Source organism: Aeromonas sp. s8, from assembly GCF_040907785.1.
Taxonomy (GTDB): Bacteria; Pseudomonadota; Gammaproteobacteria; order Enterobacterales; family Aeromonadaceae; genus Aeromonas; species Aeromonas veronii.
Genome location: NZ_JBFOCL010000026.1, coordinates 71,088 through 97,695 on the forward strand (window position 1 = coordinate 71,088; position 26,608 = coordinate 97,695).

A 26,608-nucleotide genomic window follows, 5' to 3' on the forward strand; every position below is an offset into this window, starting at 1 on the left:
CTCTGCTGCGTTTCTCCCTTGCGCGCGTTGTACCGGATTGGCTCTATAGAATTCAAAACTGGAACAGGCAAGGTTACTTATGTCGGTAGAACTGCTGGTTAACGTTACCCCCTCCGAAACCCGGGTCGCTCTGGTCGAAAACGGTCTGCTGCAGGAAGTGCATGTAGAGCGTCAGGCCAAGCGCGGCATTGTCGGCAATATCTACAAAGGCAAGATCAGTCGGGTGCTGCCCGGTATGCAGGCGGCCTTCGTCGATATCGGCATGGACAAGGCAGCTTTTTTGCACGCCTCTGATATCGTCCCCCACACCGAGTGTGTGGCGGTGAAGGAGAAGGAGCAGTTCCAGGTCGGTAACATCGCCGAGCTGGTGCGTCAGGGGCAGGACATCATGGTGCAGGTGGTGAAAGATCCGCTGGGTACCAAGGGTGCCCGTCTCACTACCGATATCACCCTGCCATCCCGCTATCTGGTCTTTATGCCGGGCAGTGCCCACGTCGGTGTCTCCCAGCGTATCGAGTCCGAAGCCGAGCGCGAGCGCCTCAAGCGCACCGTAGCCGGTTATGTGGACGAGCTGGGTGGCTACATCATCCGCACCGCTGCCGAAGGGGTGGGGGAGCAGGAGCTGGAGCAGGATGCCGCCTTCCTGAAACGGCTGTGGCGCAAGATCCTCGAGCGCAAGCAGAAGTATCCACCCTGCAAGATCCTCTACGAGGATCCCAGTCTGGCGTTCCGGGTAGTGCGCGACTTCGTCGGTGCCGAGCTCGACAAGATCCGCGTCGACTCCCGCCAGAGCTTCGATCAGCTCAAGCGCTTCACCGAGGAGTACGTGCCTGAGCTGGCCAGCAAGCTGGAGTACTATCCTGGCGAGTCGCCGATCTTCGATCTCTACGACGTGGAGAACGAGATCCAGCGGGCGCTGGAGCGCAAGGTAGAGCTGAAATCCGGCGGCTACCTCATCATCGACCAGACTGAAGCCATGACCACGGTGGATATCAACACCGGCGCCTTTGTCGGCCATCGCAATCTGGAAGAGACCATCTTCAACACCAACGTCGAGGCAACGGCGGCCATCGCCCGTCATCTGCGCCTGCGCAACCTCGGCGGCATCATCATCATCGACTTCATCGACATGCAGTCGGAAGATCACCGCCGTCGGGTGCTGCACAGTCTGGAGCAGGCGCTGTCAAAGGATCGCGCCAAGACCAACGTCAATGGCTTCTCCCAGCTCGGTCTGGTGGAGATGACCCGCAAGCGCACCCGCGAGAGTCTGGAGCATGTGCTCTGCTCCGAGTGCCCCGAGTGCAAGGGACGCGGCCGGGTCAAGACGGTGGAGTCGGTCTGCTTCGAGATCCTGCGGGAGATCATCCGGGTCAATCGTGCCTATGATGCGGATCAGTTCACCGTCTACGCAGCCCCGGCCGTGGCCGACTACCTCCATGGCGAGGAGTCCCACAGTCTGGCGGAGCTGGAAGTGTTCATCGGCAAGCAGGTGCGGGTAGTGAGCGAACCCCTCTGTGGTCAGGAGCAGTTCGACGTGGTGATGATGTAATTGGTCTATCGCTGGCTGAGTCGGGGCTGGTTGGCCCTGGGGGTCCTGTTCGTACTGATGGCCATGCTGGTCACCTTGGTACGGGTCGGGGGCCCTTTGCTGAATCAATACCGGGAGAGTCTGATCCACACTCTGCTGGGTGATTCACAACTCAAGGTCAGCGTGGAGCAAGTGGGGCTGGACTGGACACAGTCCGGGCCCGCCCTCGAACTGCAGCAACTCGCCATCGCCCCAGATTCGGGGCGTTTTACCGTACAGCTCGGCAAAGCCTGGGTGCATCTCGACTTCTGGCGCACCATTAACGAGCTAAAGCCGGTGTTTGGCGAGCTGATCCTGAGCGATGGCGATATCACCATCGACTTGCGCCAACCGGCTGACGACAGCCCCTCCGGCGATCCCCAGCAGGGCGCCCTGCTGCGCTTTCTGCTGACCCAGCTCTCTACCTTCGATGTGCACAACACCCGCCTCAGCGTCACCACCTCCCTCGGTGATCTGCGCGCCCTCGACATCGCCCAACTGCGCTGGCAGAACCGTGGCAAGCGCCATCAGGGGGTCGGCAAGGCTTACCTCATCAACGGGGTGGGCGAGAGCACCCTCGATCTGATTCTGGATGTGGACGCCCCGACTGCCCGGCTCGATCGCCTCAAGGGTCAGCTCTATCTGGGGGCCCGCCAGCTCGATATCACCCCGACCCTGGCCAAAATCCATGCGGGCGAACCCAAGGTTGCCGGTCAGCTCGACTTTCAGCTCTGGAGCGAGTTTGACAGCGGCAAGCTGGGCAATACCCTGCTGGCATTTGGCAACAACTACCTGATCTGGAAGGATCCCAAGAAAGGGGATATGCACCGTTTCGGCCTCGATGGTGGCAAGATCCAGCTGCGCCGTGAGGGCACCGACTGGCAACTGGCGAGCCATAACGTCACCTTCAAGCTGGATGGCAAACCCTGGTTGCAGAGCCGCTTGCAGCTAGAGCGGATCGGGGATCGGGTGCAGGGCTATCTGCCCAGCATAGAGTTCGACAAGATCACCCAGATCAGTCAGCTGGTCTCGGCGCTCTACCCCACACTCTGCGAGACCCTGCGCCAGACCAATCCGCAGGGTTCGGTGCAGGATCTGACGCTGCTGGCCAACGCCGACTGGCAGGATCTCTCCCTCAGTGGCCGCTTCAGCAAGGTGCGCCTCAAGGCCTGGCAAGATATACCCGGAATGCAGGATCTCAACGGCGAGTTCTGGCTTACCCCGACCGGCGGTAGCGCCAGATTGGCGCTGGCGAACGACAAGGTGGATCCCGCCCGTCACTTCAAGATGCCGATCCCGGTCGACCACTTCTCGGCCCGCCTCGATTGGTGGCGCGAAGCACAGGGCTGGGTGCTGTACGGGCAGGATATCGCGCTGGATAACCCGGATCTGACCCTGGCCAGCCGTTTCCGCCTCGATCTGTTCGAGCACCCTTTCCTGGCCCTGACCGGCCGCATCGATGTGAAGAATGCGGGCCATGCGGATCGCTACTTCCCGCTGCAGGCGATGGACAAGGGGCTGGTGGATTACCTGAGCGGCGCCATCAAGGGGGGCAAGGCCAAGGGGGCCGACCTGCTCTGGTATGGCGAGTTCAGGGACTTTCCCTACGACAACGGCAAGGGCATCTTCCAGGTGGCGGTGCCGCTGGAGCAGGCCACCTACGAGTTCTTCCCCGGCTGGCAACCGCTTACCGACCTGCAAATCGATCTCTTGTTCCAGAATGCCGGTCTCGATATGCGCAGCCGATCCACCAAACTCGGCAAGGCGAGCTCCGACTCGGTGCATGCCTGGATCCCGGATCTCTCCCCCGGCGCCCACCTCTATGTGGATGCCAAGGTGCAGGGGGAGGGCAAGGCCATCAGCGACTACCTGCAGGACTCCCCGCTGGGCAGTTCGGTGGGACAGGCGCTGCGGGAGATCGAGATCCGCGGCCCGATGGCCGGTTCGGTCAAGCTCGATATTCCTCTCGATGGCGAGAGCGAGGTCAAGGCGAGCGGCGATGCCACCTTCAGCAACAACAAGGTGCGGGTCGCCAGTCTGGATCTGCCGCTGGAGAAGGTGCAGGGGCGCCTCGAATATGACAACGAACAGACCCGTTTCAGCAACCTCAAGGCGAGCCTGTGGAACCAGCCGCTGACCCTCGACTATCAGGGGCGCCAGCATCCGGATCACTATCAGGTCGACCTCGATTTCAAGGGGCAGTGGGATAGCCGCCGCCAGCCTGCAGCCATCTCTTCATTCGGCATTCTCAACGGCCGCAGCAACTGGGGCGGCAAGCTCGGGTTGACCCTGCCCGACAGCAAGCCGCTGCGCTTCCAGCTGGCGCTTGACTCCAACTTGCAGGGGATGGGGCTGGATCTGCCGCTGCCGCTTGCCAAGAGCAGTGCCAGTCGGCTGCCGCTCAAGGTGATCGCCCGTGGCCGGGATGGCAGCGCCGACATTCGTGCCGTACTGGGGGATGATGTGGATATGCAGACCCGACTGGTCTACGGCGAAGGGGTGCCTTATCTCAGCCGGGTGCGGGTCGATGTGGGTCAGCCGGGCGCCCGGGTAATGCGCGATGCCCCCATGCTGCTCGCCATCAACCAGCAGGAGGCCGATGTCGGTGGCTGGCTGGCCAGACTCAAGCAGTGGTTGCCAGCGCAGAACCAGACTGGCAATGCGGTGGTTGGCCCGGCCTTCCTGCCGCAGGAGTGGTGGGTGGATGGACAGCTGGCTCGCGCCTATATCGGCAGTGCCACCCTCAAGGCGGCGCGTTTCACCGTGGGGCCGACCAATCAGGCGACCGAGGTGATGATCGACAGCCCCGATGTGATGGGGGTGATCCGCCTGCCCGCAGTGGCCAATCGCCCGGTGGATGCCAAGTTTGCCCGCATCTACTGGTCCGGCAAGAGTTCGGATCTCAGCCCGGATCCCGATGCCAAGCAGGACAACGCCATCATGGCATCCATCCCCTGGTTGAAGGTGAGTTGTGTCGATTGCCGCTTTGGCGAGCTGCCTCTTGGTGAAGTGAAAGGGGAGCTGGTGCCCGGCGCCAACAAGGTGACCCTCAAGGGGCTGGATGTGCGGCTGGCGGGGAGTCAGCTCACCGGCAGCGTCGACTGGCTGGCCGATGGCAACCGGATGGAGACCCGCGCTCGTGGCAAGCTGACCAGCAACAACAGTGAACTGCTGCTCAAGCGGCTCGGCTACACCTCGCCCATCGGCGATGCCCCTGGATCTCTCGCTTTTGATCTGAACTGGCAGGATGTGCCCTATCGCCCGAGCCTGCCGACTCTGGGGGGAAGTGCCAACTATCAGCTGGAGGGTGGCACCCTGCGGGAGGTCAACGACAAGGGGGCGCGACTGCTCTCCCTGCTCAGTCTCGACTCCCTGCTGCGCAAACTGCGGCTCGATTTTCGCGATGTGTTCGACAAGGGCTTCTACTTCGAATCCATGTCCGCCTCTGCCACCATCAAGCAGGGGCAGGTCAGCAACGATGATTTCTATATGAAGGGGGCGGCAGGCAACCTGCGCGGCGAGGGGATCGCCGATCTGGTGCGTTGGCGGCTCGACTACGAGCTGAGCTTCTCCCCCAATCTGGGGGGCACCCTGCCGGTGGTGGCGGCTTTCTCCATCACGCCGGTCACGGGTCTCTATGTGCTGGCCCTCTCCAAACTGCTGGAGCCGGTAGTGGATGTGGTGACCCGCATCGATTTTCGCATATCGGGCCCGCTCGACGCACCCAAGCTGATCGAGGCGGGGCGAGATCGCGCGCGCATCAAGCTCAACCAGCAGCAGAAAGAGGCGGTTGACGCCGTTGCTCCCAGCCTGCCGACTCAAGAGGTGACCCCTTTCCTGCTGAGCCCCAAACACGCAGGGCCCGCTCAGCGCTGAACGAGCGGCCCGGCACCATCACAAGGAGTGAGCCATGATCCGACATATCCTGTTGATCGCCTTCAAGCCGGGCACCCAGCCTGCCCGGATAGATGCGGTGCGTACCGCCTTTCTCGCCATTCCCCATCAGGTCAGCGGCGTGACCGCCGTGGAGTGGGGGGAGAATGACAGCTCGGAGGGGAGGGATGATGGCTTTACCCACAGCGTGCTGATGACCTTCGCCGATGAAGCAGCCCGCCAGCGCTATCTGCCCCATCCTGATCACGATGCCCTCAAGGCCATCTTCCGCCCGGTGCTGGAGCGCATCATAGTGCTGGATTACACCCTGCAGGCGGGGGATGCTGTCACCGTCTAATGGCCCAAGCGACAAGGAGAACGTCATGTGGTTAGCCGCAATACAGCTGGTATCTGGCCGTCACTGGCAGGATAACCGGGAGCAGATCGCCGCCGAACTGACGGCCTTGCCCAAAGAGCGGCCGCTGCTGGTGCTGCTGCCGGAGAACTTTGCCCTGTTTGGCGAACGGCAGGGTTATCTGGATGGGGCCGAGGCCATAGGTAAGGGCCCGATCCAGCAGCAACTGGCTGAATGGGCCCGCGATTATGGCATCTGGCTGGTGGCCGGGGCTATGCCGACAAGAATGCCGACTACCATCGCAGATTCCGACCATATCCACACCAGCTCGCTGGTGTTTGACCCAAGTGGCGAGCTCAGGGGCCACTACCACAAGATCCATCTGTTCGACGTGGATGTGGCGGACAATCACGGTCGCTATCGGGAATCGGAAACTTTCAGTCCCGGTCAGGAGTGCGTGCTGGTTGATTCCCCCTTTGGTCCCCTTGGCCTCTCGATCTGTTATGATTTGCGCTTTCCCGAGCTCTACCGTCAGTTGGCCCGTGCCGGTGCCCGCGTGCTGCTGGTGCCTGCCGCCTTTACCGCCGTGACCGGCGAGGCGCACTGGGAGCCGCTGCTGCGGGCCCGCGCCATCGAAAACCAGTGCTACGTAGTCGCGGCCAATCAGGGCGGCACTCACGAAACGGGGCGCCAGACCTGGGGCCACAGCATGGTGATCGACCCCTGGGGTCGGGTGCTGGTGCGCAAAGAGTCCGGGCGCGGCACAGTGCTGGCGAAGATGGAGCCCGGGCTTATCGACGAATTGAAACGCACCATGCCAGTGCTGCAACACGCCCGTTTGCTCTGATGGTGTGGTGAAAAATTGAAACGCAGCCGTTTGCCCGTGCTGGAGCATGCCCGTTTGTTGTGATGGTGTGGCTTGTTGCCAACCCGTCGGCAAGACGATTTAAAACAGCTCGTTACGAGAGTGGAGAAGAAGATTGAGTCTATTGAGCCAGGTTAGTGCCTCCCTGTTGGCCCCGAACGATCTCGACGAAGGGCGCCTGCAGCAGCTGCTCGGCAGCCTGATGAGCCATCAGGTGGAGTTCGGCGATCTCTATTTCCAGCGCAGCTGGCACGAGTCCTGGATGCTGGAAGATGGCATCGTCAAGGATGGCAGCTACAACATCGATCAGGGGGTCGGGGTGCGCGCCGTCAGCGGCGAGAAGACTGGCTTCGCCTACTCGGACGAGCTGAGCCTGCTGGCGCTGCAACAGTCGGTGACTGCCGCTCGCGGCATCGCCGCAGCCGGTGCTCACGGCAAGGTGAAGGCGTGGGCCCGTACCGAAGCGAACCTGCTCTATCCGGCCATGGATCCGCTGCAGACCCTCGACAAGCATCAGAAGATCGCCCTGCTGGAGCAGATGGACAAGTTCGCCAGAAGTCTGGATCCCGCCATCAATCAGGTGATGGCCTCCATCAGCGGCGTCTACGAAGAGGTGCTGGTGGCCGCCACCGACGGCACCCTGGCCGCGGATGTGCGTCCGCTGGTGCGTCTGTCGGTGACTGTGATCGCCGAGAAGGGCGATCGCCGCGAGCGTGGCAGTGCCGGTGGCGGCGGGCGCTTTGGTTACGACTGGTTCCTCGAACTGGATGGGCTGGAGAGCCGCGCCTTTGGCTATGTGCGTGAAGCGGTGCGTCAGGCGCTGGTCAATCTGGAAGCCATCGACGCGCCAGCAGGCACCATGCCGGTGGTGCTGGGCTCCGGCTGGCCCGGCGTGCTGCTGCACGAGGCGGTAGGTCATGGTCTGGAGGGGGATTTCAATCGCAAGGGATCTTCCGCATTTGCTGGTCGCATCGGCGAGCAGGTGGCCTCCAAGCACTGCACCATCGTCGATGATGGCACCCTGCCGGGTCGGCGCGGCTCCGTCTCCATCGATGACGAGGGGACGCCGGGCGGCTACAACGTGTTGATCGAGAAAGGTATCCTCAAGGGTTATCTGCAAGACAAGCAGAACGCTCGCCTGATGGGGGTGCCACTCACCGGCAACGGGCGCCGCGAATCCTACGCTGCCATGCCGATGCCGCGCATGACCAACACCTACATGCTGGCGGGCCAGTACGATCCGGCCGAGATCATCGCCTCGGTGAAGAAGGGGATCTATGCCCCCAACTTCGGCGGCGGTCAGGTGGACATCACCTCCGGCAAGTTTGTCTTCTCCGCCTCCGAGGCTTACCTCATCGAGGATGGCAAGATCACCGCTCCCATCAAGGGCGCGACCCTGATCGGCAACGGCCCCGAGGCGATGAGCCAGGTCTCCATGGTGGGCTGCGATCTTGCGCTGGATCGCGGGGTCGGCATCTGCGGCAAGGAGGGGCAGAGCGTGCCGGTCGGTGTCGGCCAGCCCACCCTCAAACTGGACCAGCTCACCGTGGGTGGCACGTCGTAGGTTTGGGTTAGCCGCGCAGCAGCGTAACCCGATGCATTCAAACCCCGGCTCTTGCCGGGGTTTTGCTATTCAGGGGATCGCAGACAACAAAAAGCCCCGGTCGGTGGACTGGGGCTGGCGGGTTATTCGGTATCAGTTGACGGATATGGCGCGGGCGTCGATGAAATAGCGAGCGTTACCCTGTTTGTCGATCTGGATTTTGGCAACCAGCTGCTCTTGATCTTTATATTCCCAGCGTTGCTCGATCTTGGCGAGGGATGGGCTCGCAATCCCAACCACGTTCAGGTACTCGTGAAACAGGCTATGGCTCCCTATTTCGGTCAGCATCTTGTCCATCTGCATACTCTCCTGAAGTTGAGTGGGTATTCATCAACAAACCTATCAGCGTCCATCTGAATACAGTCTGTATGAAAAACAAACTAACTCATTTGTGTGTCAATAACATGATCAGGAACAAGATCAGTGCAGATCGTCAGGGACTTTTTGATACCGTTTTCAATCAGAGCTGGTGGGCTTCTGCGGCAACTGATCAAACGTGCCGGAAGCCTTTGGTAGCGCCGGTGCGGTTTGCACGGTCTGGCCGCCGTGGAAGACCGGATCCTGTGCCACTTCCTTGATGCCGTTGATGCAAAACTGCATACCCATGCAGACCAGCAGGAAGCCCATGATGCGGGTCATGGCATCGATGCCGGTGGCGCCCAGGATCTTGCAGACCGGATCCGCCAGCTTCAATACTCCCCAGCTGATCAGGCTCATCAGGGCAAACGCCGTTACCACACCGGCGTAGATGGTGAGGCGGTTGTACTCGTCAGGCAGCTCGGCGATCTGGGCGGCCCCGCTTATCACCAGCGCCATGGTGCCCGGTCCGCACATGCTGGGCATGGTGAGCGGTACGAAGGCGATGCTCTGGTTGATGTCGACCCCGCTCTGCTGGCTGGGGGCGGGGAACAGCATGCGAAAGCCGATAAAGCCGATGATGAGGCCACCGGCCAGGCGCAAGCCCGGAATGGAGATCCCGAACAGATCCAGGATCGAGGATCCGATAAAGAAGGTGATGCAGAGGGTGCAGAACAGATAGATGGCGGCCAGATTGACCTGACGGCGCACGTGTTCGCGCGACATCCCCTTGCTCAGCCCCAGCAGCAGGGTGGCCGTGGTGGGCGGGTTGACCATGGGCAGCAGCGCCAGCAAGGTGAGTAATACGACCTGAAAGAACATCTTGAGCCTCGGATAAAGAGTTGGAAGCCATGGGGCGATGCGGGTGGCAGGCCCCAGAGGGAGGCTATCTTATGCTGGCGAAACTGAACATAAGCAGTACAAAAAAGCCCCGACAGATACCGGGGCGTGTTGTTCGGGTCAGGCCGCTTGCGGCGCTTGCTGTTGCCGGATGGCCCGTTGCTGGAACCAGAGCCAGAGACCGATGGCGAACCCCAGTACAGACAAGCTCACCACATAGTGGGAGGGGGCCAGCATGTCGCTCTTCATCCAGAGGGTCACCGCCATCGGGGTGAGGCCGCCGAAGATGGCGTAGGCCACGTTGTAGGAGAACGACAGACCGGAGAAGCGCACCACCGGCGGGAAGGCGTTGACCATCACGTAAGGCACGGCGCCGACAATCCCGACCGCAAAGCCCGCCAGCATGTAGAGCGGCACCAGCTGGCTCGTACCGGCCGCCAGACCGTGATAGAAGGCGTAGCTGGAGCCCGCCAGCAGCAGGGAGCCGAACATGAAGGTGATACCGCTGCCCAGCAGGTCGATCAGTCGACCATAAACGATGCAGCCGAGGGTCAGGGCAACGATCGCCAGCGAGTTGGCGGTCAGGGCGTCGGCCGGGCTGATGCCATAAACCTTCTGCAGATAGGTGGGGGTCATCAGGATCACCACCACGATACCGGCGGAGAGCAGCCAGGTGAGCAGCATGGAGACCACCACGCTGCTCTTGTGGTTGCGCAGCACCGACTTGAGGGGCAGTTCATCGGCCAGGGTCTTGTTGGCTTTCATCTCGGCGAAGACCGGTGTCTCGTGCAACCAGCGACGCAGGTACATGGCGACGATGCCGAAGATACCGCCCAGCAGGAAGGGCACTCGCCAGCCCCAGTCACTCACTTCGGCTGGTGTCAGGCTCTTGTTGACCGCAGTGGCGATGAGGGAGCCAAGCAGGATGCCGGCCGTCAATCCCGCCGTGAGCGTGCCGCAGGCGACCCCGACCCGACGGGCAGGGACGTGCTCGGCGACAAATACCCAGGCGCCCGGCACTTCACCGCCGATGGCGGCGCCTTGCAGGATCCGCAGTCCCAGCAGGGCGATGGGGGCGCCGATGCCGAGCACCGCATAGGTGGGCAACAGACCGATCAACAGGGTCGGCAGCGCCATCATGATGATGCTGAGGGTGAACATCCGCTTGCGACCGATGAGATCGCCAAAGTGGGCCATGATGATGCCGCCAAGCGGTCGGGCCAGATAACCGGCGGCGAAGATGCCGAAGGTCTGGAACTGGCGCAGCCACTCGGGAATATCGGCCGGGAAGAACAGCTCGCCGATGACCACGGCGAAGAAGACGAAGATGATGAAGTCGTAAAACTCCAGCGCGCCGCCGAGGGCAGCCAGACTCAGGGTTTTGTAATCCTGTCGATTGAGGGGGCGGGCGTGATCGTGCTGTTGTGTGCTTGTGGTCATATCCGTATGTTTCCCATCGGTTTTTTTAGTTATTGTCACCCCGTGCAAGGGGCATATACAGGTGATCGAGAGTATGCTGCCTGCCTCTTGTGTGTAAATCGCGCAATTCGCAACACTGTCTTGCATCTTTTTGGGGCAATCCGAGTGCCCCGCTGGCGGAGGAATGATGGAAAAGAAACGGGTACTGCTCTCCTGGAGCAGCGGCAAGGATTGCGCATGGGCACTGCATCAGTTGCGGCAAGATCCCGCCATCGAAGTGGTGGGACTGTTTACCACCCTCAATCAGGCATTCGAGCGGGTGGCGATGCACGGGGTGCGCAAGCAGCTGTTGACCGAGCAGGCCGCCTGCGTCGGGCTGCCCCTCATCACCATCGATCTGCCCTGGCCCTGCAGCAACGAGGATTACGCCCGCATCATGACCGGCTTTATCGCCGATGTGGTGGCACAGGGGATCCGCCATATGGCCTTTGGCGACTTGTTCCTCGAGGATGTGCGCGCCTACCGTGAAAAGCAGCTGGCAGGTACCGGCATCGAACCACTGTTCCCGCTGTGGGGCAGCAATACTCGTGAACTGGCGCCGCAGATGGTGGCCGCTGGGTTGAAGGCGCGGATCAGTGCTCTCGACCCGAACAAGCTGGATGCCAGCCTGGGTGGCCATGACTTTGACGAGGCACTGCTGGCGGCGCTGCCGGAGGGCGTTGACCCATGTGGCGAGAACGGCGAGTTTCACACCCTGGCCTATGATGGCCCCATGTTCTCCCGTCCGCTCGGCATTCGGGTCGGCGAGACAGTGCTGCGCGATGGCTTTGTCTTTACCGATCTGCTGCCAATCGAAGATTAATTATCGGGCGTCAAATGCTCCCTTTTGCAGGAGCTTTCACAGATTTGAAGGGCGGGATGGGGGCACTATTGGCCCCCTCTTTTGATTGAAGATGACAACCTGCCTTATGAAACACATATCTCGTCCGGCGCTGCTTGCCTCCTTGCTGGCTGCCGCCCTCTCTCTGCCTGCAGTCGCGGGTCAAGCCGCTACCGTTCAGCCAATCCCTGCCGGTGTCACCACCGTCACGTTGGCCCAGCAGGCGCCGATCCACTGGGTGTCGGTGGAGCAGATTGCCAAGAGTCTGGATGGCCTGCCGCCGATGGCGGTCGGGTTTGATATCGACGATACCCTGCTCTTCTCCAGCCCGGGTTTTTATCGCGGCAAGCAGGAGTTCTCGCCCAACGACGAGAGCTATCTGAAGAACCCCGCCTTCTGGGAGAAGATGAACAATGGCTGGGATGCGTTCAGCATGCCGAAAGAGGTGGGCAAGGCGCTTATCGCCATGCATCTCAAGCGCGGAGACCACATCTATTTCGTCACCGGCCGCTCGGCCACCAAGACCGAAACCGTGAGCCAGACCTTGCAGCAGACCATGAATATTCCGGCCGACCAGCTCAATCCGGTGATCTTCGCCGGTGATCAGCCAGGCCAGAACACCAAAGTGCAATGGCTCAAGGATAAGCAGATGAAGCTGTTCTACGGCGACGCCGACGGGGATATCAAGGCGGCGCAGGAGGTCGGCATTCGCGGCATTCGTCTGCTGCGGGCCGCCAACTCCAGCTATCGGCCACTGCCGTTGGCAGGGGCGCTGGGGGAAGAGGTGATCATCAACTCCCAGTTCTGATCCGGAGCGGATCCATGCAACAAGGGCGGGGCCATTGGCACCCGCCCTTTTTGCATCCGTTATCCAGTTCGGGTCAGTCGTCTGCCCACGGCATCTCGGGCAGGCTGTCGAGGAACTCGCCGTAACGGGTCAGATTGAAGGGGCCCTGATCGGCCTCCATTGCCATCAGCTCGGCACCGAGGGCGCAGGCGATATATTGCAGCGCCTCTTCCCTCGGGGTGCCCTTCATTACCAGCCGCATCAGGGTCGCCTTCACATGGGGCGGGTGACCGTCGTGGAGCTGGTTCTCCACCATCTCCAGCAGCGCGTCTTCGTCAAAAAATTCCTGAGTGTCGTTCATGGGATATCCGCAACAGTGAATGTGGCGGCCAGTATAGCCTGAATGTGACTAACACCTTGAATGACCAGCGAATAAACAATCCGATGGGGAGGCCATTTGTTACCCATAATTAGGAGGAGTTTGCCAAGGCAAACAGGTTGGAACACAGATAACATGGATGGACACGCCTATGCCCACGATAGATTCCCTGCTGGCCGAGCCCAAGCTACTGCCCCAGATCCCGGAAGTGATGCGCGATTTGATCCAGACCTTCAATGAAAAGGATCCGGATCTGCTCAAGATCAGCAAGTTGATCAACAAGGACCCTGTCATCTCCGCCAAGTTGCTGCGGCTGGCCAACTCGGCCAAATTCGGCAGCAGTCGTCAGATCGGCACCGTCAATGAAGCCTCGGTGCGGCTGGGATTGGCGATGGTGCGCAACATGGTGCTGGCCTGCGGGCTCACCGAATCGGTCACTGCGGTGCCCGGCATTGACCTCAAACATTTCTGGGGCTGCGTTTTCAACGTGGCGGAGCTGGCCCGTCGTCTGGCGGTGAAGAAGGGGATGAAGGGGGATGAGGTCTTTACCTGCGCCCTGCTCTACGATCTCGGCCGCTTGGTGATGCACGTAGGCTTGCCGGAAAACACCGTCCATCACATCCACGATCTGGAGTTGCACAAGGGACGGGCCAAGGCGGAAGAGCTGGTGGTCGGCTTCAACTATGCCCAGGTCGGGGCGGCCATGGCACGCTACTGGAAGTTCCCCGAGACCATCAGCAATGCGGTGGAGTATCACTACAACCCCATGCTGGCCAAGGAGTTCTCTCCCGAGGCCGGGTTGATCCATCTGGCGATCGTGCTGGCTGCGCAATCCGATGTGGGGGAAGAGGCGCCACCCGAGTGGCCCCACAAGGTGGCAGATGCGCTGGGGTTGAGCTGGGCCGATTGTGCCGCCCAGTTCACTGCGCTGCGCGAGCAGGGTAATGGCTATGCCGGGTTGCTGGCCGCCTGAGCCCGTTTATCCCATCTCATCATCAGGGGCCAACGCGGCCCCTTTTTCATGGCCGATGGCGCCACAGGCTTGCCAGCCCGGGAGTGACGGGGCACTCTTTGCCCTTCACTTTCCGTTTGAGAGCCCTTGCCATGATTGCCTCCTCCCGCCTGATCCTGCGCGAAATGATCGCCACCGATGCCTCCTTCATCCTTGAGCTGCTCAATGACGGCGACTTTTATCGTTACATCGGTGATCGGGGCATTCGCACCCTGGAGCAGGCGCAGGAGTATATCCAGCAGGGACCGGCGGTCAGCTATGCCCGCTATGGTCACGGGCTCTATCTGGTGGAGCGTAAGGAGGACGGTGTCAGCCTCGGTATTTGCGGCCTGATCAAGCGCGATACCCTGGAGCAGGTCGATATCGGTTACGCCTTCCTGCCGCAATATCGCGGTCAGGGCTACGCCATTGAAGCGGCGCAGGCCGCCCTTGCCGATGGCAAAAGCCGGTTGGGGATCGGGCAGGTAGTTGCCATCGTCACTCCGGGCAACGAGCGATCCATCGGCCTGCTGGCCAAACTGGGGTTGGTGCGCAGTCGACTGGTCAAATTGAGCGAAGATGCCGATGAGTGCCTGCTGCTGGAGCAGTGATCAAGGTCAGAGAGCGGGAAAGCGAATGACGAGGTGGCTGTCAGGCTGAGTGACAAGCAAGAGGCCGGGTCTGGCTAAAGGCGTGAGAGAGAAGCAAAGAGGCCGCCGTGAGTTGCGGCCTGTCTGCATCGGGCGCTGCCGGAGGGCAGGCAGGATCAGTTGAGGTCTTCGATGGAGAACTCGCCAGCGATACCATCACAGGAGATGGCGAAACCGCCGCTGAAGCGGGTGCTGAACTGGATCAGAAACGCATCATTGTCGTGCTCTTGCACAGGCAGGTTGATGGGCTTGCTGCGACGCAGGGGCTTGTGTGTTTGTACTGCTTTCATCATGGTATTTCTCTATATAAATTAGGTGTTTGCTCCTTGTATTGGCAAATGTCAGGTCAATGGGCGCGGTCGATTGGGTGAACGACAAGCGCGCAGGAATACCCAGCCCGGTTAAGGGGCGTCTGCACTTTCAAGGAATATGCTGATGCATAAATCAAATTGGGTGGGCAGATCGGGTCTGCACCGTGAGAGCCGGGCAACGCAGGCAGACAGCCTGACGGTTCTCAAGGCGAGTAAATCAGAAGAAGGTTATGCGGGTACTGGCAGGATTCATCGTGAGGTGAAGCATTGCAGGGCAAACATAAACAGGCTGATTAACTAGCCGACGCGCATTCTCTCCTCGAAATGAATAAAAAGCAAACAATAATTTGCCGATGTTGAAGTTAGTACGCTTTTCCTCTGTGTAATCAAGGGGCTATCAGCAGCAAATATTCGCATCTATCCGCCATAAAAAGAGGGCTCCCGACGGGAGCCCTCTCTCATTCTGCAATCAGCACAGTGGGCCGACTCAGTAGTCGCCACAGGCCTTTTTGGCAGCCGTGATCATCGGGGTGATGGTCATGCCTTGCACCACGATGGAGAACATCACCACCGAGTAGGTCATCACCAGGATGACCTGACGCAGGTCGACGCCATGTTCCGGGATCATCATGACGCCGGAGGGGAGTGCCAGTGCCATCGCCATCGCCAGACCACCGCGCAGGCCACCCCAGGTGAGGATCCGCACCGAGAAGGTGTTGTAATTGCGGAATCGGCGGAAAGCCACATAGGGCAGCGACACGCTGATAAAGCGGGCACCCAGGCAGAGCGGCACCGCAATGACCAGCAGGATCCAGTCACGCCAGGCGAGATCCAGCAGTACCAGCGCCAGACCGATCAGCAGGAACAGCAGGGCGTTGAGGAACTGGTCCATCAACTCCCAGAAGTGGTCCAGGTGATGGCTGCTCTGCTCGGAGAAGCCGGAGTGACGGGTCCAGTTGCCGATCATGATGCCGGTGACCACCATGGCCAGTGCGCCGGAGACGCCGATCATGTTGGCAAAGGCAAAGCCGGCGGTCGGGATGCAGAGGGTCAGCAGAAGCTCCAATGAACCGTCGTCGGTGGCGCTGATCATCACGTGGGCGATGAGGCCCAGCACGGCACCAAACAGGATGCCGCCGAGGGCTTCGTGCAGGAACAGACCGGCCACGCTACCGAAGGTGGGCTCGACACCGCCAAAGGCGACGGCAAACACGGTAGCGAAGATGACGAGGCCAACACCATCGTTGAACAGGGATTCCCCTTCGATCTGGATGGCGATCTGGGGTGGCGCTTTCATCTTCTTGACGATGGCCAGTACGGCAATCGGGTCAGTGGGGGAGATCAGCGCGCCGAACAGCATGCAGTAGACCAGCGGCAACTCCCAGCCCAGCAGCTTGGCGATAAACCAGAAGCCGTAGCCGATGAGGAAGGTGGAGAGCAGGGTGGCAATGATGGCCAGAATGGTGATCTCCCACTTCTGGCTACGCAGCGCCTTGAGGTTGATGCCAAGGCCACCGGCGAACAGCAGGAAGCCCAGAATCCCCTTCAGCAGGAAGTTCTGGAAGTCGATGCTCTCCATGGTCTTGACGGCAAGAGGTTCCAGGTTGAACCAGCCCAGTTTGCCAAACAGCACCAGCAGTGCGGAGATCAGCATGGAGCCCGCAGTAATGGCGATGGTGGTCTGGATCTTCACAACATACTGGTTGGCAAAGGCGATAAAAATCGCCAACGCTGCCAGAAAACAGAGTGTGTAGTAGACGCTCATAGTTATTTTTTTCTCGTTGGTAGACAGCAAGCACGTATCCCTATGCAGGACGGGCATAGGTTACTCTCGGGCCCTATGTTACTCATTACCCATAAATGAGTATATGGTGGCGCATTTGGACTGATAGACGGCTAGATTTCCATTTTATTTGTTTGCTGTTAGGATGCTGTTTACGCAGTTGCATGGATGTAAGAGGAACACGCGGTGTCGAACGTAATGTCGAGCAGAGAGCCGAGCAAGCAGTCGGACGTAACAAAGAAGCTGGAAGCCTGCCTCAGGGAGCGGATCCTGATCATCGACGGGGCCATGGGCACCATGATCCAGGGCTACAAGCTGGGGGAGGCGGATTATCGGGGTGAGCGGTTTGCCGACTGGCATACCGACATCAAGGGCAACAACGATCTGCTGGTGCTGACCCGTCCGGCGGTGATCCGCGAGATCCACGAGCAGTATTGCGCTGCCGGGGCCGACATTCTCGAGACCAACACCTTCAACGCCACTCGCATCGCCATGGCCGATTACGAGATGGAAGAGTTTTCCGCCGAGATCAACCGGGAAGCCGCCCGTCTGGCCCGCGCCGTGGCAGACGAGTGGACGGCAAAAGATCCCGCCAAGCCGCGCTTCGTAGCAGGGGTGTTGGGCCCTACCAACCGTACCGCCTCCATCTCGCCGGATGTGAACGATCCCGGCAAGCGCAACGTCACCTATGACCAGCTGGTGGCCGCCTACACCGAATCGACCCACGCCCTGATCGAGGGCGGCGCCGACATCATCCTGATCGAGACCATCTTCGATACCCTCAACGCCAAGGCTGCCGCCTTCGCGGTGGAAGGGGTGTTCGAGGCGCTGGGCTACAGCCTGCCGGTGATGATCTCCGGTACCATTACCGATGCCTCCGGTCGTACCCTCTCCGGCCAGACCACCGAAGCCTTCTACCATTCGCTGCGCCACGTCAAACCGGTCTCGTTCGGTCTCAACTGTGCGCTCGGGCCAGACGAGCTGCGCCAGTATGTGGAAGAGCTGTCGCGCATCAGCGAGACCCATGTCAGTGCCCACCCCAACGCCGGTCTGCCCAATGCGTTCGGTGAGTACGACCTCGATGCCGTCGAGATGGCGGAGCATATCCGCGAGTGGGCCCAAAGCGGCTTTCTTAACCTGGTCGGCGGTTGCTGCGGTACCACCCCGACCCATATCCGCGCCATGGCCGACGCCGTGGCGGGCATCAAGCCGCGTGTGCTGCCCAAGCTGCCGGTAGCTTGCCGGTTGTCGGGCCTCGAGCCCCTCATCATCACCCCCGAATCCATGTTCGTGAACGTGGGGGAGCGCACCAACGTCACCGGTTCGGCCAAGTTCAAACGGCTGATCAAAGAGGGGCTCTACGACGAGGCGCTCGATGTTGCCAAACAGCAGGTGGAGAACGGCGCCCAGATCATCGACATCAACATGGACGAGGGGATGCTGGACGCCGAAGCGGCCATGGTGCGCTTCCTGAACCTCATCGCCGGTGAGCCAGATATCGCCCGGGTGCCGGTGATGATCGACTCCTCCAAGTGGGAGGTGCTGGAGGCGGGCCTCAAGTGCGTGCAGGGCAAGCCGGTGGTCAACTCCATCTCCATGAAAGAGGGGGAGGAGAAGTTCATTCAGCAGGCGAAACTGCTGCGCCGCTACGGCGCCGCCGTCATCGTGATGGCGTTCGATGAAGCGGGGCAGGCCGACACCCGCGCCCGCAAGTTCGAGATCTGCCAGCGTGCCTACCGGATCCTGGTGGATCAGGTCGGTTTCCCGCCGGAAGACATCATCTTCGACCCCAATATCTTCGCGGTAGCGACCGGCATCGATGAGCACAACAACTACGCGGTGGACTTCATCGAGGCGGTGAAGGACATCAAAACGCACCTGCCCCACGCCATGATCTCCGGCGGCGTCTCCAACGTCTCGTTTTCGTTTCGCGGCAACGAGCCGGTGCGCGAAGCCATTCACGCCGTCTTCCTCTACCACGCCATCAAGAACGGCATGGACATGGGGATCGTCAACGCCGGTCAGCTCGCCATCTATGAAGACATTCCGGCGGAGCTGAAAGAGAAGGTCGAGGCGGTGGTGCTCAACCTCAATGACAATGCGACCGAGGAGCTGCTGGCCATCGCCGAGAAGTATCGCGGTGCCGGTGCCCAGGCTGAGGATCCACGGGATCAGGAGTGGCGCAGCTGGCCGGTGGGCAAGCGGCTGGAGCACGCGCTGGTCAAGGGGATCACCGACTTTATCGAAGAGGATACCGAAGAGGCGCGCGCTGGCGCCGAGAAGCCGCTGCACGTCATCGAAGGGCCGCTGATGGATGGCATGAACGTGGTCGGCGACCTGTTCGGCGCGGGCAAGATGTTCCTGCCGCAGGTGGTGAAGTCAGCGCGGGTGATGAAGCGGGCGGTGGCCTATCTGCAGCCCTATATCGAGGCGGAAAAGTCGGGCGGCTCCAGCAACGGCAAGATAGTGCTGGCCACCGTGAAAGGGGACGTGCACGACATCGGCAAGAACATCGTCGGGGTGGTGCTGCAGTGCAACAACTTCGAGATTGTCGACCTCGGGGTCATGGTCTCCTGCGAGACCATTCTCAAGACTGCGCGGGAGGTCGGCGCCGATATCATCGGGTTGTCGGGTCTCATCACCCCGTCGCTGGACGAGATGGTGCACGTGGCCAAGGAGATGGAGCGTCAGGGCTTCAAGCTGCCGCTGCTGATCGGCGGTGCCACCACCTCCAAGGCGCACACAGCGGTGAAGATCGAGCAAAACTACTCGGAGCCTGTGGTCTATGTCTCCAACGCCTCCCGCGCGGTAGGGGTGGCCCAGAGCCTGCTCAGTCCGGATCTCAAGGAGGCATTTGTCGCCCGCATCGACAAGGAGTACGAGATCGCCCGGGATCAGCATGCCCGCAAGCAGCCGCGCTCCCGTCCGGTCAGTCTGGCTCATGCCCGCGCCAACCGGCATCAGCTGGATTGGGTTGGCTACCAGCCACCCAAGCCCCGCGAGCTCGGGGTGCAGAAGTTGGAAGATGTGGCCATTTCGGTGTTGCGCCCATACATCGACTGGACGCCGTTCTTCCTCAGCTGGGAGCTGGCGGGCAAATTCCCGCGCATCCTCGAGGACGAGATCATTGGCGAGGAGGCGACCAAGTTGTTTGCCGATGCCAACGCCATGCTGGACCAGCTGGAAAAGGATCAGAGCGTGCGCTGCGCCGGGGTGATCGGCCTGTTCCCGGCAAACGCGGTAGGGGACAGCATCGAAGTTTACAGCGACGAGTCGCGCACCGAGGTCATCAAGGTGCTGCACCACCTGCGCCAGCAGAGCGAGAAGCAGGGCTTCCCCAACTACTGTCTGGCGGACTATGTGGCGCCGAAAGAGAGCGGCAAACCCGACTGGATCGGTGCCTTCGCGGTGACCGGCGGCATCGGTGAGGAGGCCATCGCCAAGGCCTACAAGGCGCAGCATGACGACTACAACGCCATCCTTATTCAGGCGGTGTGCGACCGTCTGGCCGAAGCCTTTGCCGAGTATCTGCACGAGCAGGTGCGCAAGGTACATTGGGGTTATGCCCCCGACGAGGCCCTCAGCAACGAGGAGCTGATCCGCGAGAACTATCAGGGCATCCGCCCGGCTCCCGGTTATCCGGCCTGCCCGGAGCATACCGAGAAGGGGAGCATCTGGGAGTTGCTGGATGTCGAGCAGGCCATCGGCATGCAGCTGACCGAATCCTACGCTATGTGGCCGGGGGCGGCGGTATCGGGTTGGTACTTCTCTCATCCCGAGAGCAAATACTTCGCGGTGGCGCAGATCCAGCAAGATCAGGTGGAAGATTACGCCGCCCGCAAAGGGATGACGCTGGCCGAGGCCGAGCGCTGGCTGGGGCCAAACCTGAACTGACTCCCGCGTGACACCGGTTGATCTTTAACGAGAAACGGCGGCATCCTTGCACGGGTTGAACAACCTGCGCAGAGCCGCCGTTTAACCTGTTGGTCACAGTGATGTGGTAGCGTGCGGTTTGGTGTGGTTTGTCTTGTTGTCAGGATAAACAATTGGCGTTGTCTTGGCGCTGTGGCACCTTATACTCTCCCGCCCCATCCTGCCCAGGCACAGCCTTCTAGCGGAATTGTCATGAAGATCGCCATTTTATCCCGTGAGCCGAAAAACTACTCCACCCGCCGTCTGGTCGAGGTGGCACAGGCGCGCGGTCATCAGGTAGAGGTGCTCGACACCCTGCGCTGCTATATGAATATTGCTTCCCACAACCCCTCCATTCACTACGAGGGTGGGGAGCTGGGAAGTTATGACGCCGTGATCCCGCGGATCGGGGCCAGCATTACCGCTTACGGTACCGCCGTGCTGCGCCAGTTCGAGATGATGAACACCATGGCCCTCAACAGCTCGGTGGCCATCAGCCGTTCCCGCGACAAGCTGCGGGCGATGCAACTGCTCTCCCGCCACGGCATCGGCCTGCCCATCACCGGCTATGCCCACAGCACCCACGACGTGCCCGACCTCATCACCATGGTGGGCGGGGCGCCGTTGGTGGTGAAGCTGCTGGAGGGAACCCAAGGGATTGGCGTGGTGCTCTGCGAGACTCAGAAGGCCGCCGAGAGCGTGATCGAGGCCTTTATCCAGACCAACAACAACATTCTGGTGCAGGAGTATATCCGCGAGGCCAATGGCGCCGATATCCGCTGTCTGGTGGTCAACGGCAAGGTGGTTGCCGCCATGCGCCGTCAGGCACAGCCGGGGGAGTTTCGCTCCAACCTGCACCGTGGCGGTACTGCCGAAGCGATCAAGATCACCCCGGAAGAGCGCGCCACCGCGGTGCAGGCCGCCAAGATCATGGGGCTGGATGTGGCGGGGGTGGATATCCTGCGCAGCGCCCGTGGCCCGCTGGTGCTGGAGGTCAACTCCTCCCCCGGCCTGCAAGGGGTGGAAGCCGCCTCCGGCAAGGATGTGGCTGGCAAGATCATTGAGTTCCTCGAACTCAAGGCGAGCCGCAAGAACAAACCGGCGGAGTGAGCCTCAGGCTTGCATCCGCCAGATAAAAACAGGGCGCCCTCGGGCGCCTTGTTGCTATCTGGCTGCTGGGTTGGCGGTGCCACTGCTCCCTCACCCTAACCCTCTCCCAAAGGGAGAGGGAACTGTTCGGCAGTGATCATCGCCAGCCGGGCGCTGAAAATTCCGTCCTTCAGCCGGGTATCGATCTTCCAACCGAGTTTCTCGCAGATGCGCTGGATGATGGTGAGGCCACAGCCGTAGCCGAGGATCTGATCCGGAGCCGCCGCCGTCGGGTTGCTGATGGTGAGCACCGGGCCACACAGCTCGATGTCGATATGTCCCTCGGCATAGCTCAGGGCATTTTTCAGCAGGTTGCCGAGGGCGATGGCGAGCAGGGAGAGGGGGGCATTTACTTCGCTGCTCTCATCCAGATTAAGCCGGATATCGAGGGCCTCCCGCTGCAATAGCGGGGCGAGGCGGGCCAGCTCCTGACGGATCAGCGGGGTGACCTGTTGCAGCGGTCGCTCCACAGCCTCCTTGCGGCCCAGCAGCAGGAAGGTCTCGGTGAGCAGCGCCATCTCGTCGGCGGCAGCGCGGATACGGGTGGTGGCGCGGGCGGCCGGTGCGGGCAAGTCCGTCACCTTGCCGAGCAGGGCCGCCGAGCCCTGGATCACCATGTTGGGGGTCCGCAGCTCGTGGCTGGCGAAGCGACTGAACTCCTGCTCGCGGGCGAACACTGCGCTCACCTCCTGCTTGCCGGCCAGCAGCGCCAGCTCGATGTCCCGCAGCTCCTGCCAGGGGGCGTCGGGCTCGAAATCCGCCTGATCCGGAGTGAGGTGGGCGACCCTCTGTTGCAGCCGTTGCAGCGGCCCTGTGATATGGCGTACCAGCCAGATACCGAAGCCGAGGCAGCCCAGCAGCAGGGTCACCCCAATCAGTCGGGTGGCCAGATGCAGCTTGTCTTCGTAGGGGTCGAGGTAATCATCGGCGTCGTCGTTGAAGACCAGATAGAGCAGTCCCTCGCCGGAGGGGTGACGGGCCACCAGAAAGTGTTTGTCCTCCTTGCCCAGTTGGTGCTCGAAAAAGCCGGGAGTCTGGTAGGGCTTCAGCCATTTCGGCAGACGGCCCGCTTCGGTCCAGTAGCTGGAGAACTGTCTGGGGCTCGGGGCTGCGGCGGCCGGGCCGAGTCGCAGCCAGTCATCGCTGTAGCGGGTCACTTCGGCTTCCAGCCAGTGGCGCAGGCTCAGCTCCTCCATCTTGTCCTCGGCCACCATCATCAGGCCGGAGAGCAGGATCAGCAGCACCACCCCGGCGCCGCCGAGTGCCATGATCAGGCGGCGACGCAGGCTCGGCAGGCTCATGCGCTCACCAGTCGGTAGCCTTGGCCGTGCAAGGTCTCCAGCATGGGAGTGGGGAAGGGTTTGTCCAGCGCGTTGCGCAGGGCGTAGATATGGCTGCGTAGGGCATCGGAGTCGGGCTCCTCATCCCCCCAGACGGTGTCGAGCACCTCCTGACGGCTGACGATGGCGGGGGCGCGGCGGGCCAGCAGGGCGAGGATCCGGAACGGGATCTTGCCGAGCTTGAGGTGCTCACCGGCGCGGGTGGCGCGGCCGCTGGCGACATCGACCGTCAGATCGCCAAAGCTGATGGCCCCCACATCGCCGCGCGGGCCACGCAGGCTGAGGGCTTGCAGCCGCACCTCCAGCTCCTCCATGGCGAACGGCTTGACCAGATAGTCATCCCCTCCCGCCTTGAAGCCTGCCAGTTTGTCTTCCAGGCTGTCGCGGGCGGTGAGAAACAGCACGGGAGTGGCAATCCCCTGCTCGCGCAGGTGCGCCACTGTGCTGAGGCCATCGAGGCGCGGCATCATCACATCCATGATGATGACGTCGAAACGCTGATCCTCCAGCAGTTGCAGCGCCGCCTGACCGTGATAGGCACAATCGAGGCGGTGACCGGCCAGCTCCAGATAATCCATGATGGTTTCCGCCACCTGAGGATTGTCTTCCACTACCAAAATCTTCATGCTTTGCTCTCCTGGTTGGCGAGCGTTTCACGCTCTTTTCACACCGGATTCGGCATCCTGTTTGCCAGTGTAACCCCGAGGATCCCTGATGAAGAAGTCTCTCTGCGCCCTCCTGCTGTTGATCTTGTTGCCACTTGGCACCGCACAGGCGACCGAATTCAAACTGACCGGCCGCACCACCTGGCAGCTTGGCCAGTTGATGGTCAACGGCATGCCGTTCGTGATCGACGACCAGACCCGCTTCAAGGATTGGCTCAACGAAGATGATCTCGGCGGTACCTGGGTCGAGATGAAAGGGGTGGTGGAGAACGGCGTGCGCTATGTGCGCAAGGTCGAGGCCCTCGACGAAGATGACAAGGACGAGATGGATCTGGAGGGGCCGGTCGAAGGGGGGCGGATCTGGGGCTACACCACTTCGGACAACAGTCTGGCGCCGTTCGAAGGGCGCTGGCTCGAGCTGGAGTGCAAGTTTGACGGCATGCGTCTGAGCCGCTGCCGCGAGGATGACTGATCCGATCTCTGCGTTCCGATTAGAAATGCTCCCGAATGAAGCCCATGCTTGTTCAGCATGGGCTTTTTGTTCAGGGACGAACGAAGATGGAACAATCGAGAAAGTGGTGTGCATGGATGCTGGGAATGCCGCTCTGGGCGGCGCAGGCGGGAGCCGACGAATTGTGGCTGGTGGAGCTGGAGCACAGCGACGGCATCCGCCTGCAATTTCAGGGGGCCGAGGTGGAACAGGGCAGTGCCGCCATCTGGCGGCAGGGGGAGATTTGGCCGCAGCCACTCAAGCCCGGCGACCAGCTCGCCCTGCTGGTGGCCGATGGCGTTGCCACCCGGATTGAGCTGCTGGCCGCCAGAGCCCCGCGGGCCAATCAGCCCTGGCAGCGGGCGCAAGATCGCCTGCAATCCTTCGATGACCGGCAGCTCACGCTGGCAACTCTGGGCACTGTGCCACTCAATCCGCAGGTGCGCTGGGTCAACGGTTCGGCCGCCGATCTGCATGCCGGGAGCGAGCTGGTATTGATCCGTTCGGCGGATGGAATATTGCAGGGAATTGAAGTGATCAATCCGGAAGAGTAATTCAGCATCTTCTTATTTAATATGGTTTCACCATATTGTGGCAGCCATTAAATAATGGCTGCCACAATATTTATGATTTATTCCTCAATAAAGTCATCGCTCTAATTATTTTCCTGTATCACCATTATTTTGTTTGTCATGGATGTTTTTTGGTGGTTTATTTTATTTGTGTCAGGTTTTGTCGGAGTCCATACCTGTCAAATGAAAAAGGATATTTCTACACAATAACAATTATCGTATGTCTGAAAGAGGGATAAATGATGAATAGAATAATTACCGCCAATCTGGCGTTTTTGGCGTCTTCATTGATGCTCGCTCAGGTGCAGGCGGCTGAACCTGTCTACCCTGATCAGGTCAAGTGGGCGGGCCTTGGCACGGGCGTCTGTGCCAGTGGTTACCGTCCTCTGACCCGCGATGAAGCCATGAGTATCAAGGGTAATCTGGTCAGCCGCATGGGGCAGTGGCAGATAACCGGGCTGGCTGATCGCTGGGTGATTATGGGGCCGGGATATAATGGCGAAATCAAACAGGGCACAGCCGGAGAAACCTGGTGTTATCCCAACTCACCGGTTTCCGGAGAAATACCAACACTCTCTGACTGGAATATTCCGGCGGGTGATGAGGTCGATGTGCAATGGCGGCTTGTCCACGACAATGATTATTTTATCAAGCCAGTCAGTTATCTCGCCCATTATTTGGGATACGCCTGGGTGGGTGGAAATCATAGCCCCTATGTCGGGGAAGATATGGATGTTACCCGGGTTGGCGATGGCTGGTTGATAAAGGGAAATAATGACGGCGGCTGCTCCGGATATCGTTGCGGGGAGAAGAGCTCCATCAAGGTAAGCAACTTCTCATATACCCTGGAACCCGACTCCTTCAGCCATGGTCAGGTCACCGAGAGCGGCAAGCAGCTGGTCAAGACCATCACGGCCAATGCGACCAACTACACCGACCTGCCCCAGCAGGTGGTGGTGACCCTGAAGTACGACAAGGCCACCAACTGGTCGAAGACCGACACCTACAGCCTGAGCGAGAAGGTGACCACCAAGAACAAGTTTCAGTGGCCGTTGGTGGGGGAAACCGAACTGGCCATCGAGATCGCTGCGAGCCAGAGTTGGGCCTCCCAGAAAGGGGGCTCGACGACCGAGACCGTCTCGGTTGAAGCGCGCCCCACGGTGCCGCCTCACTCCAGCCTGCCGGTGCGGGTTGCCCTCTACAAGTCCAACATCTCCTACCCCTACGAGTTCAAGGCCGAGGTCAATTATGACCTGACCATGAAGGGCTTCCTGCGTTGGGGCGGCAATGCCTGGTATACCCATCCGGAGAATCGTCCGACCTGGGAGCACACCTTTGCCGTCGGCCCGTTCCGCGACAAGGCAAGCAGCATTCGCTACCAGTGGGACAAGCGTTATATCCCGGGTGAAGTGAAGTGGTGGGACTGGAACTGGACCATCAGCGAGTATGGTTTGTCGACCATGCAGAATAACCTGGGTCGTGTGCTGCGCCCGATCCGTTCGGCAGTGACCGGTGACTTCTATGCCGAGAGCCAGTTTGCCGGCGATATCGAAATCGGTCAGCCCCAGACCCGTTCCGCGGCCTCTGCCCAGTTGCGTAACGCCTCTGCTGAAGGTGTGGCTCTGACCGGTGTGGATCTGGATCAGGATGCCCTTGCCAACGAAGGGTTTGGCAACGTATCCCTGACCATAGTGCCGGTTCAATAACCTCACTCGCAGGCCCCTTTCATAGGGGCCTGTTTCTGTTCTGCGCAAGACGATGCACTTGCCCTGCGCCCCTCGATTTTCCCTCTTTTTGTCCTCTTGTCCCTGCATGATCAC

The 26,608-nt window shown here is 60.7% G+C and carries 22 protein-coding genes; 14 read left to right on the forward strand and 8 right to left on the reverse strand.

The window, feature by feature from the left end:
• Positions 1-79: 79 nt before the first annotated feature.
• From rng to tldD, 5 genes are all read left to right on the forward strand, one after another.
• Complete coding sequence (gene rng, locus AB5Y86_RS08675; protein ID WP_005340056.1) at positions 80-1,549, forward strand: ribonuclease G; 1,470 nt, start codon at positions 80-82, stop codon at positions 1,547-1,549.
• Positions 1,550-5,443 (forward strand): YhdP family protein, encoded by a 3,894-nt coding sequence (locus AB5Y86_RS08680; RefSeq protein ID WP_368192604.1) that lies wholly within the window; start codon positions 1,550-1,552, stop codon positions 5,441-5,443.
• A 34-nt stretch (positions 5,444-5,477) separates the two neighbouring features.
• Positions 5,478-5,798 (forward strand): Dabb family protein, encoded by a 321-nt coding sequence (locus AB5Y86_RS08685; RefSeq protein ID WP_368192606.1) that lies wholly within the window; start codon positions 5,478-5,480, stop codon positions 5,796-5,798.
• Between the two features lie 25 nt (positions 5,799-5,823).
• Positions 5,824-6,642 carry a carbon-nitrogen hydrolase family protein gene (locus tag AB5Y86_RS08690; RefSeq protein ID WP_368192607.1) on the forward strand — a complete coding sequence of 273 codons (819 nt, stop codon included), beginning with the start codon at positions 5,824-5,826 and terminating at the stop codon, positions 6,640-6,642.
• Between the two features lie 133 nt (positions 6,643-6,775).
• On the forward strand, positions 6,776-8,224 hold the full coding sequence (gene tldD / locus AB5Y86_RS08695) for a metalloprotease TldD (RefSeq protein WP_368192609.1): 1,449 nt from the start codon (positions 6,776-6,778) through the stop codon (positions 8,222-8,224).
• Positions 8,225-8,356: 132 nt separating this feature from the next.
• On the opposite strand, the gene AB5Y86_RS08700 is transcribed toward tldD, so the two are convergent.
• The 3 genes from AB5Y86_RS08700 to AB5Y86_RS08710 form a co-directional block, all read right to left on the reverse strand.
• Positions 8,357-8,560 (reverse strand): hypothetical protein, encoded by a 204-nt coding sequence (locus AB5Y86_RS08700; RefSeq protein WP_005340062.1) that lies wholly within the window; start codon positions 8,558-8,560, stop codon positions 8,357-8,359.
• A gap of 159 nt (positions 8,561-8,719) precedes the next feature.
• Positions 8,720-9,442 carry a MarC family NAAT transporter gene (locus AB5Y86_RS08705; RefSeq protein WP_108612743.1) on the reverse strand — a complete coding sequence of 241 codons (723 nt, stop codon included), beginning with the start codon at positions 9,440-9,442 and terminating at the stop codon, positions 8,720-8,722.
• A 138-nt stretch (positions 9,443-9,580) separates the two neighbouring features.
• Positions 9,581-10,900, reverse strand: coding sequence for an MFS transporter (locus AB5Y86_RS08710; RefSeq protein ID WP_139461607.1), 1,320 nt, complete (start codon positions 10,898-10,900; stop codon positions 9,581-9,583).
• Positions 10,901-11,066: 166 nt separating this feature from the next.
• Between AB5Y86_RS08710 and AB5Y86_RS08715 the strand changes: the two genes are divergently transcribed.
• Both AB5Y86_RS08715 and aphA read left to right on the forward strand, forming a co-directional pair.
• Positions 11,067-11,741, forward strand: a complete 675-nt coding sequence (locus tag AB5Y86_RS08715; RefSeq protein ID WP_019446503.1) for an ATPase — start codon at positions 11,067-11,069, stop codon at positions 11,739-11,741.
• 106 nt (positions 11,742-11,847) lie between these two features.
• Positions 11,848-12,567 (forward strand): acid phosphatase AphA, encoded by a 720-nt coding sequence (gene aphA, locus AB5Y86_RS08720; RefSeq protein WP_005342927.1) that lies wholly within the window; start codon positions 11,848-11,850, stop codon positions 12,565-12,567.
• Positions 12,568-12,640: 73 nt separating this feature from the next.
• Here aphA and AB5Y86_RS08725 read toward each other — a convergent pair whose 3' ends face one another.
• On the reverse strand, positions 12,641-12,907 hold the full coding sequence (locus AB5Y86_RS08725; RefSeq protein WP_368192610.1) for a hypothetical protein: 267 nt from the start codon (positions 12,905-12,907) through the stop codon (positions 12,641-12,643).
• A gap of 169 nt (positions 12,908-13,076) precedes the next feature.
• Here AB5Y86_RS08725 and AB5Y86_RS08730 point away from each other — a divergent pair, with 169 nt between their 5' ends.
• On the forward strand, positions 13,077-13,898 hold the full coding sequence (locus AB5Y86_RS08730; protein ID WP_368192613.1) for an HDOD domain-containing protein: 822 nt from the start codon (positions 13,077-13,079) through the stop codon (positions 13,896-13,898).
• Positions 13,899-14,029: 131 nt separating this feature from the next.
• Positions 14,030-14,527, forward strand: coding sequence for a GNAT family N-acetyltransferase (locus tag AB5Y86_RS08735; RefSeq protein WP_368192614.1), 498 nt, complete (start codon positions 14,030-14,032; stop codon positions 14,525-14,527).
• Positions 14,528-14,682: 155 nt separating this feature from the next.
• On the opposite strand, the gene AB5Y86_RS08740 is transcribed toward AB5Y86_RS08735, so the two are convergent.
• Both AB5Y86_RS08740 and AB5Y86_RS08745 read right to left on the reverse strand, forming a co-directional pair.
• Positions 14,683-14,859, reverse strand: coding sequence for a hypothetical protein (locus AB5Y86_RS08740; protein WP_005340085.1), 177 nt, complete (start codon positions 14,857-14,859; stop codon positions 14,683-14,685).
• A gap of 505 nt (positions 14,860-15,364) precedes the next feature.
• Positions 15,365-16,642 (reverse strand): sodium:proton antiporter, encoded by a 1,278-nt coding sequence (locus AB5Y86_RS08745; protein ID WP_021231596.1) that lies wholly within the window; start codon positions 16,640-16,642, stop codon positions 15,365-15,367.
• Between the two features lie 216 nt (positions 16,643-16,858).
• Here AB5Y86_RS08745 and metH point away from each other — a divergent pair, with 216 nt between their 5' ends.
• Together metH and rimK are read left to right on the forward strand one after the other, a co-directional pair.
• Positions 16,859-20,554, forward strand: coding sequence for a methionine synthase (gene metH / locus AB5Y86_RS08750; protein WP_368192635.1), 3,696 nt, complete (start codon positions 16,859-16,861; stop codon positions 20,552-20,554).
• 231 nt (positions 20,555-20,785) lie between these two features.
• Positions 20,786-21,682 carry a 30S ribosomal protein S6--L-glutamate ligase gene (gene rimK, locus AB5Y86_RS08755; protein WP_005340088.1) on the forward strand — a complete coding sequence of 299 codons (897 nt, stop codon included), beginning with the start codon at positions 20,786-20,788 and terminating at the stop codon, positions 21,680-21,682.
• Between the two features lie 95 nt (positions 21,683-21,777).
• On the opposite strand, the gene AB5Y86_RS08760 is transcribed toward rimK, so the two are convergent.
• Positions 21,778-23,022, reverse strand: coding sequence for a HAMP domain-containing sensor histidine kinase (locus AB5Y86_RS08760; protein WP_323893676.1), 1,245 nt, complete (start codon positions 23,020-23,022; stop codon positions 21,778-21,780).
• Positions 23,019-23,687: a response regulator transcription factor gene (locus AB5Y86_RS08765; protein WP_323893674.1), complete on the reverse strand. Its 669-nt coding sequence runs from the start codon at positions 23,685-23,687 to the stop codon at positions 23,019-23,021. The genes AB5Y86_RS08760 and AB5Y86_RS08765 overlap by 4 nt, the downstream gene beginning before the upstream one ends.
• A gap of 88 nt (positions 23,688-23,775) precedes the next feature.
• On the opposite strand from AB5Y86_RS08765, the gene AB5Y86_RS08770 reads away from it, so the two are divergent.
• From AB5Y86_RS08770 to aerA, 3 genes are all read left to right on the forward strand, one after another.
• Positions 23,776-24,198: a hypothetical protein gene (locus AB5Y86_RS08770; protein ID WP_005340092.1), complete on the forward strand. Its 423-nt coding sequence runs from the start codon at positions 23,776-23,778 to the stop codon at positions 24,196-24,198.
• An 86-nt stretch (positions 24,199-24,284) separates the two neighbouring features.
• Positions 24,285-24,770, forward strand: coding sequence for a hypothetical protein (locus AB5Y86_RS08775; protein ID WP_236272305.1), 486 nt, complete (start codon positions 24,285-24,287; stop codon positions 24,768-24,770).
• A gap of 260 nt (positions 24,771-25,030) precedes the next feature.
• Positions 25,031-26,494 carry an aerolysin AerA gene (gene aerA, locus AB5Y86_RS08780; RefSeq protein WP_368192637.1) on the forward strand — a complete coding sequence of 488 codons (1,464 nt, stop codon included), beginning with the start codon at positions 25,031-25,033 and terminating at the stop codon, positions 26,492-26,494.
• The last annotated feature ends 114 nt before the right edge of the window (positions 26,495-26,608 follow it).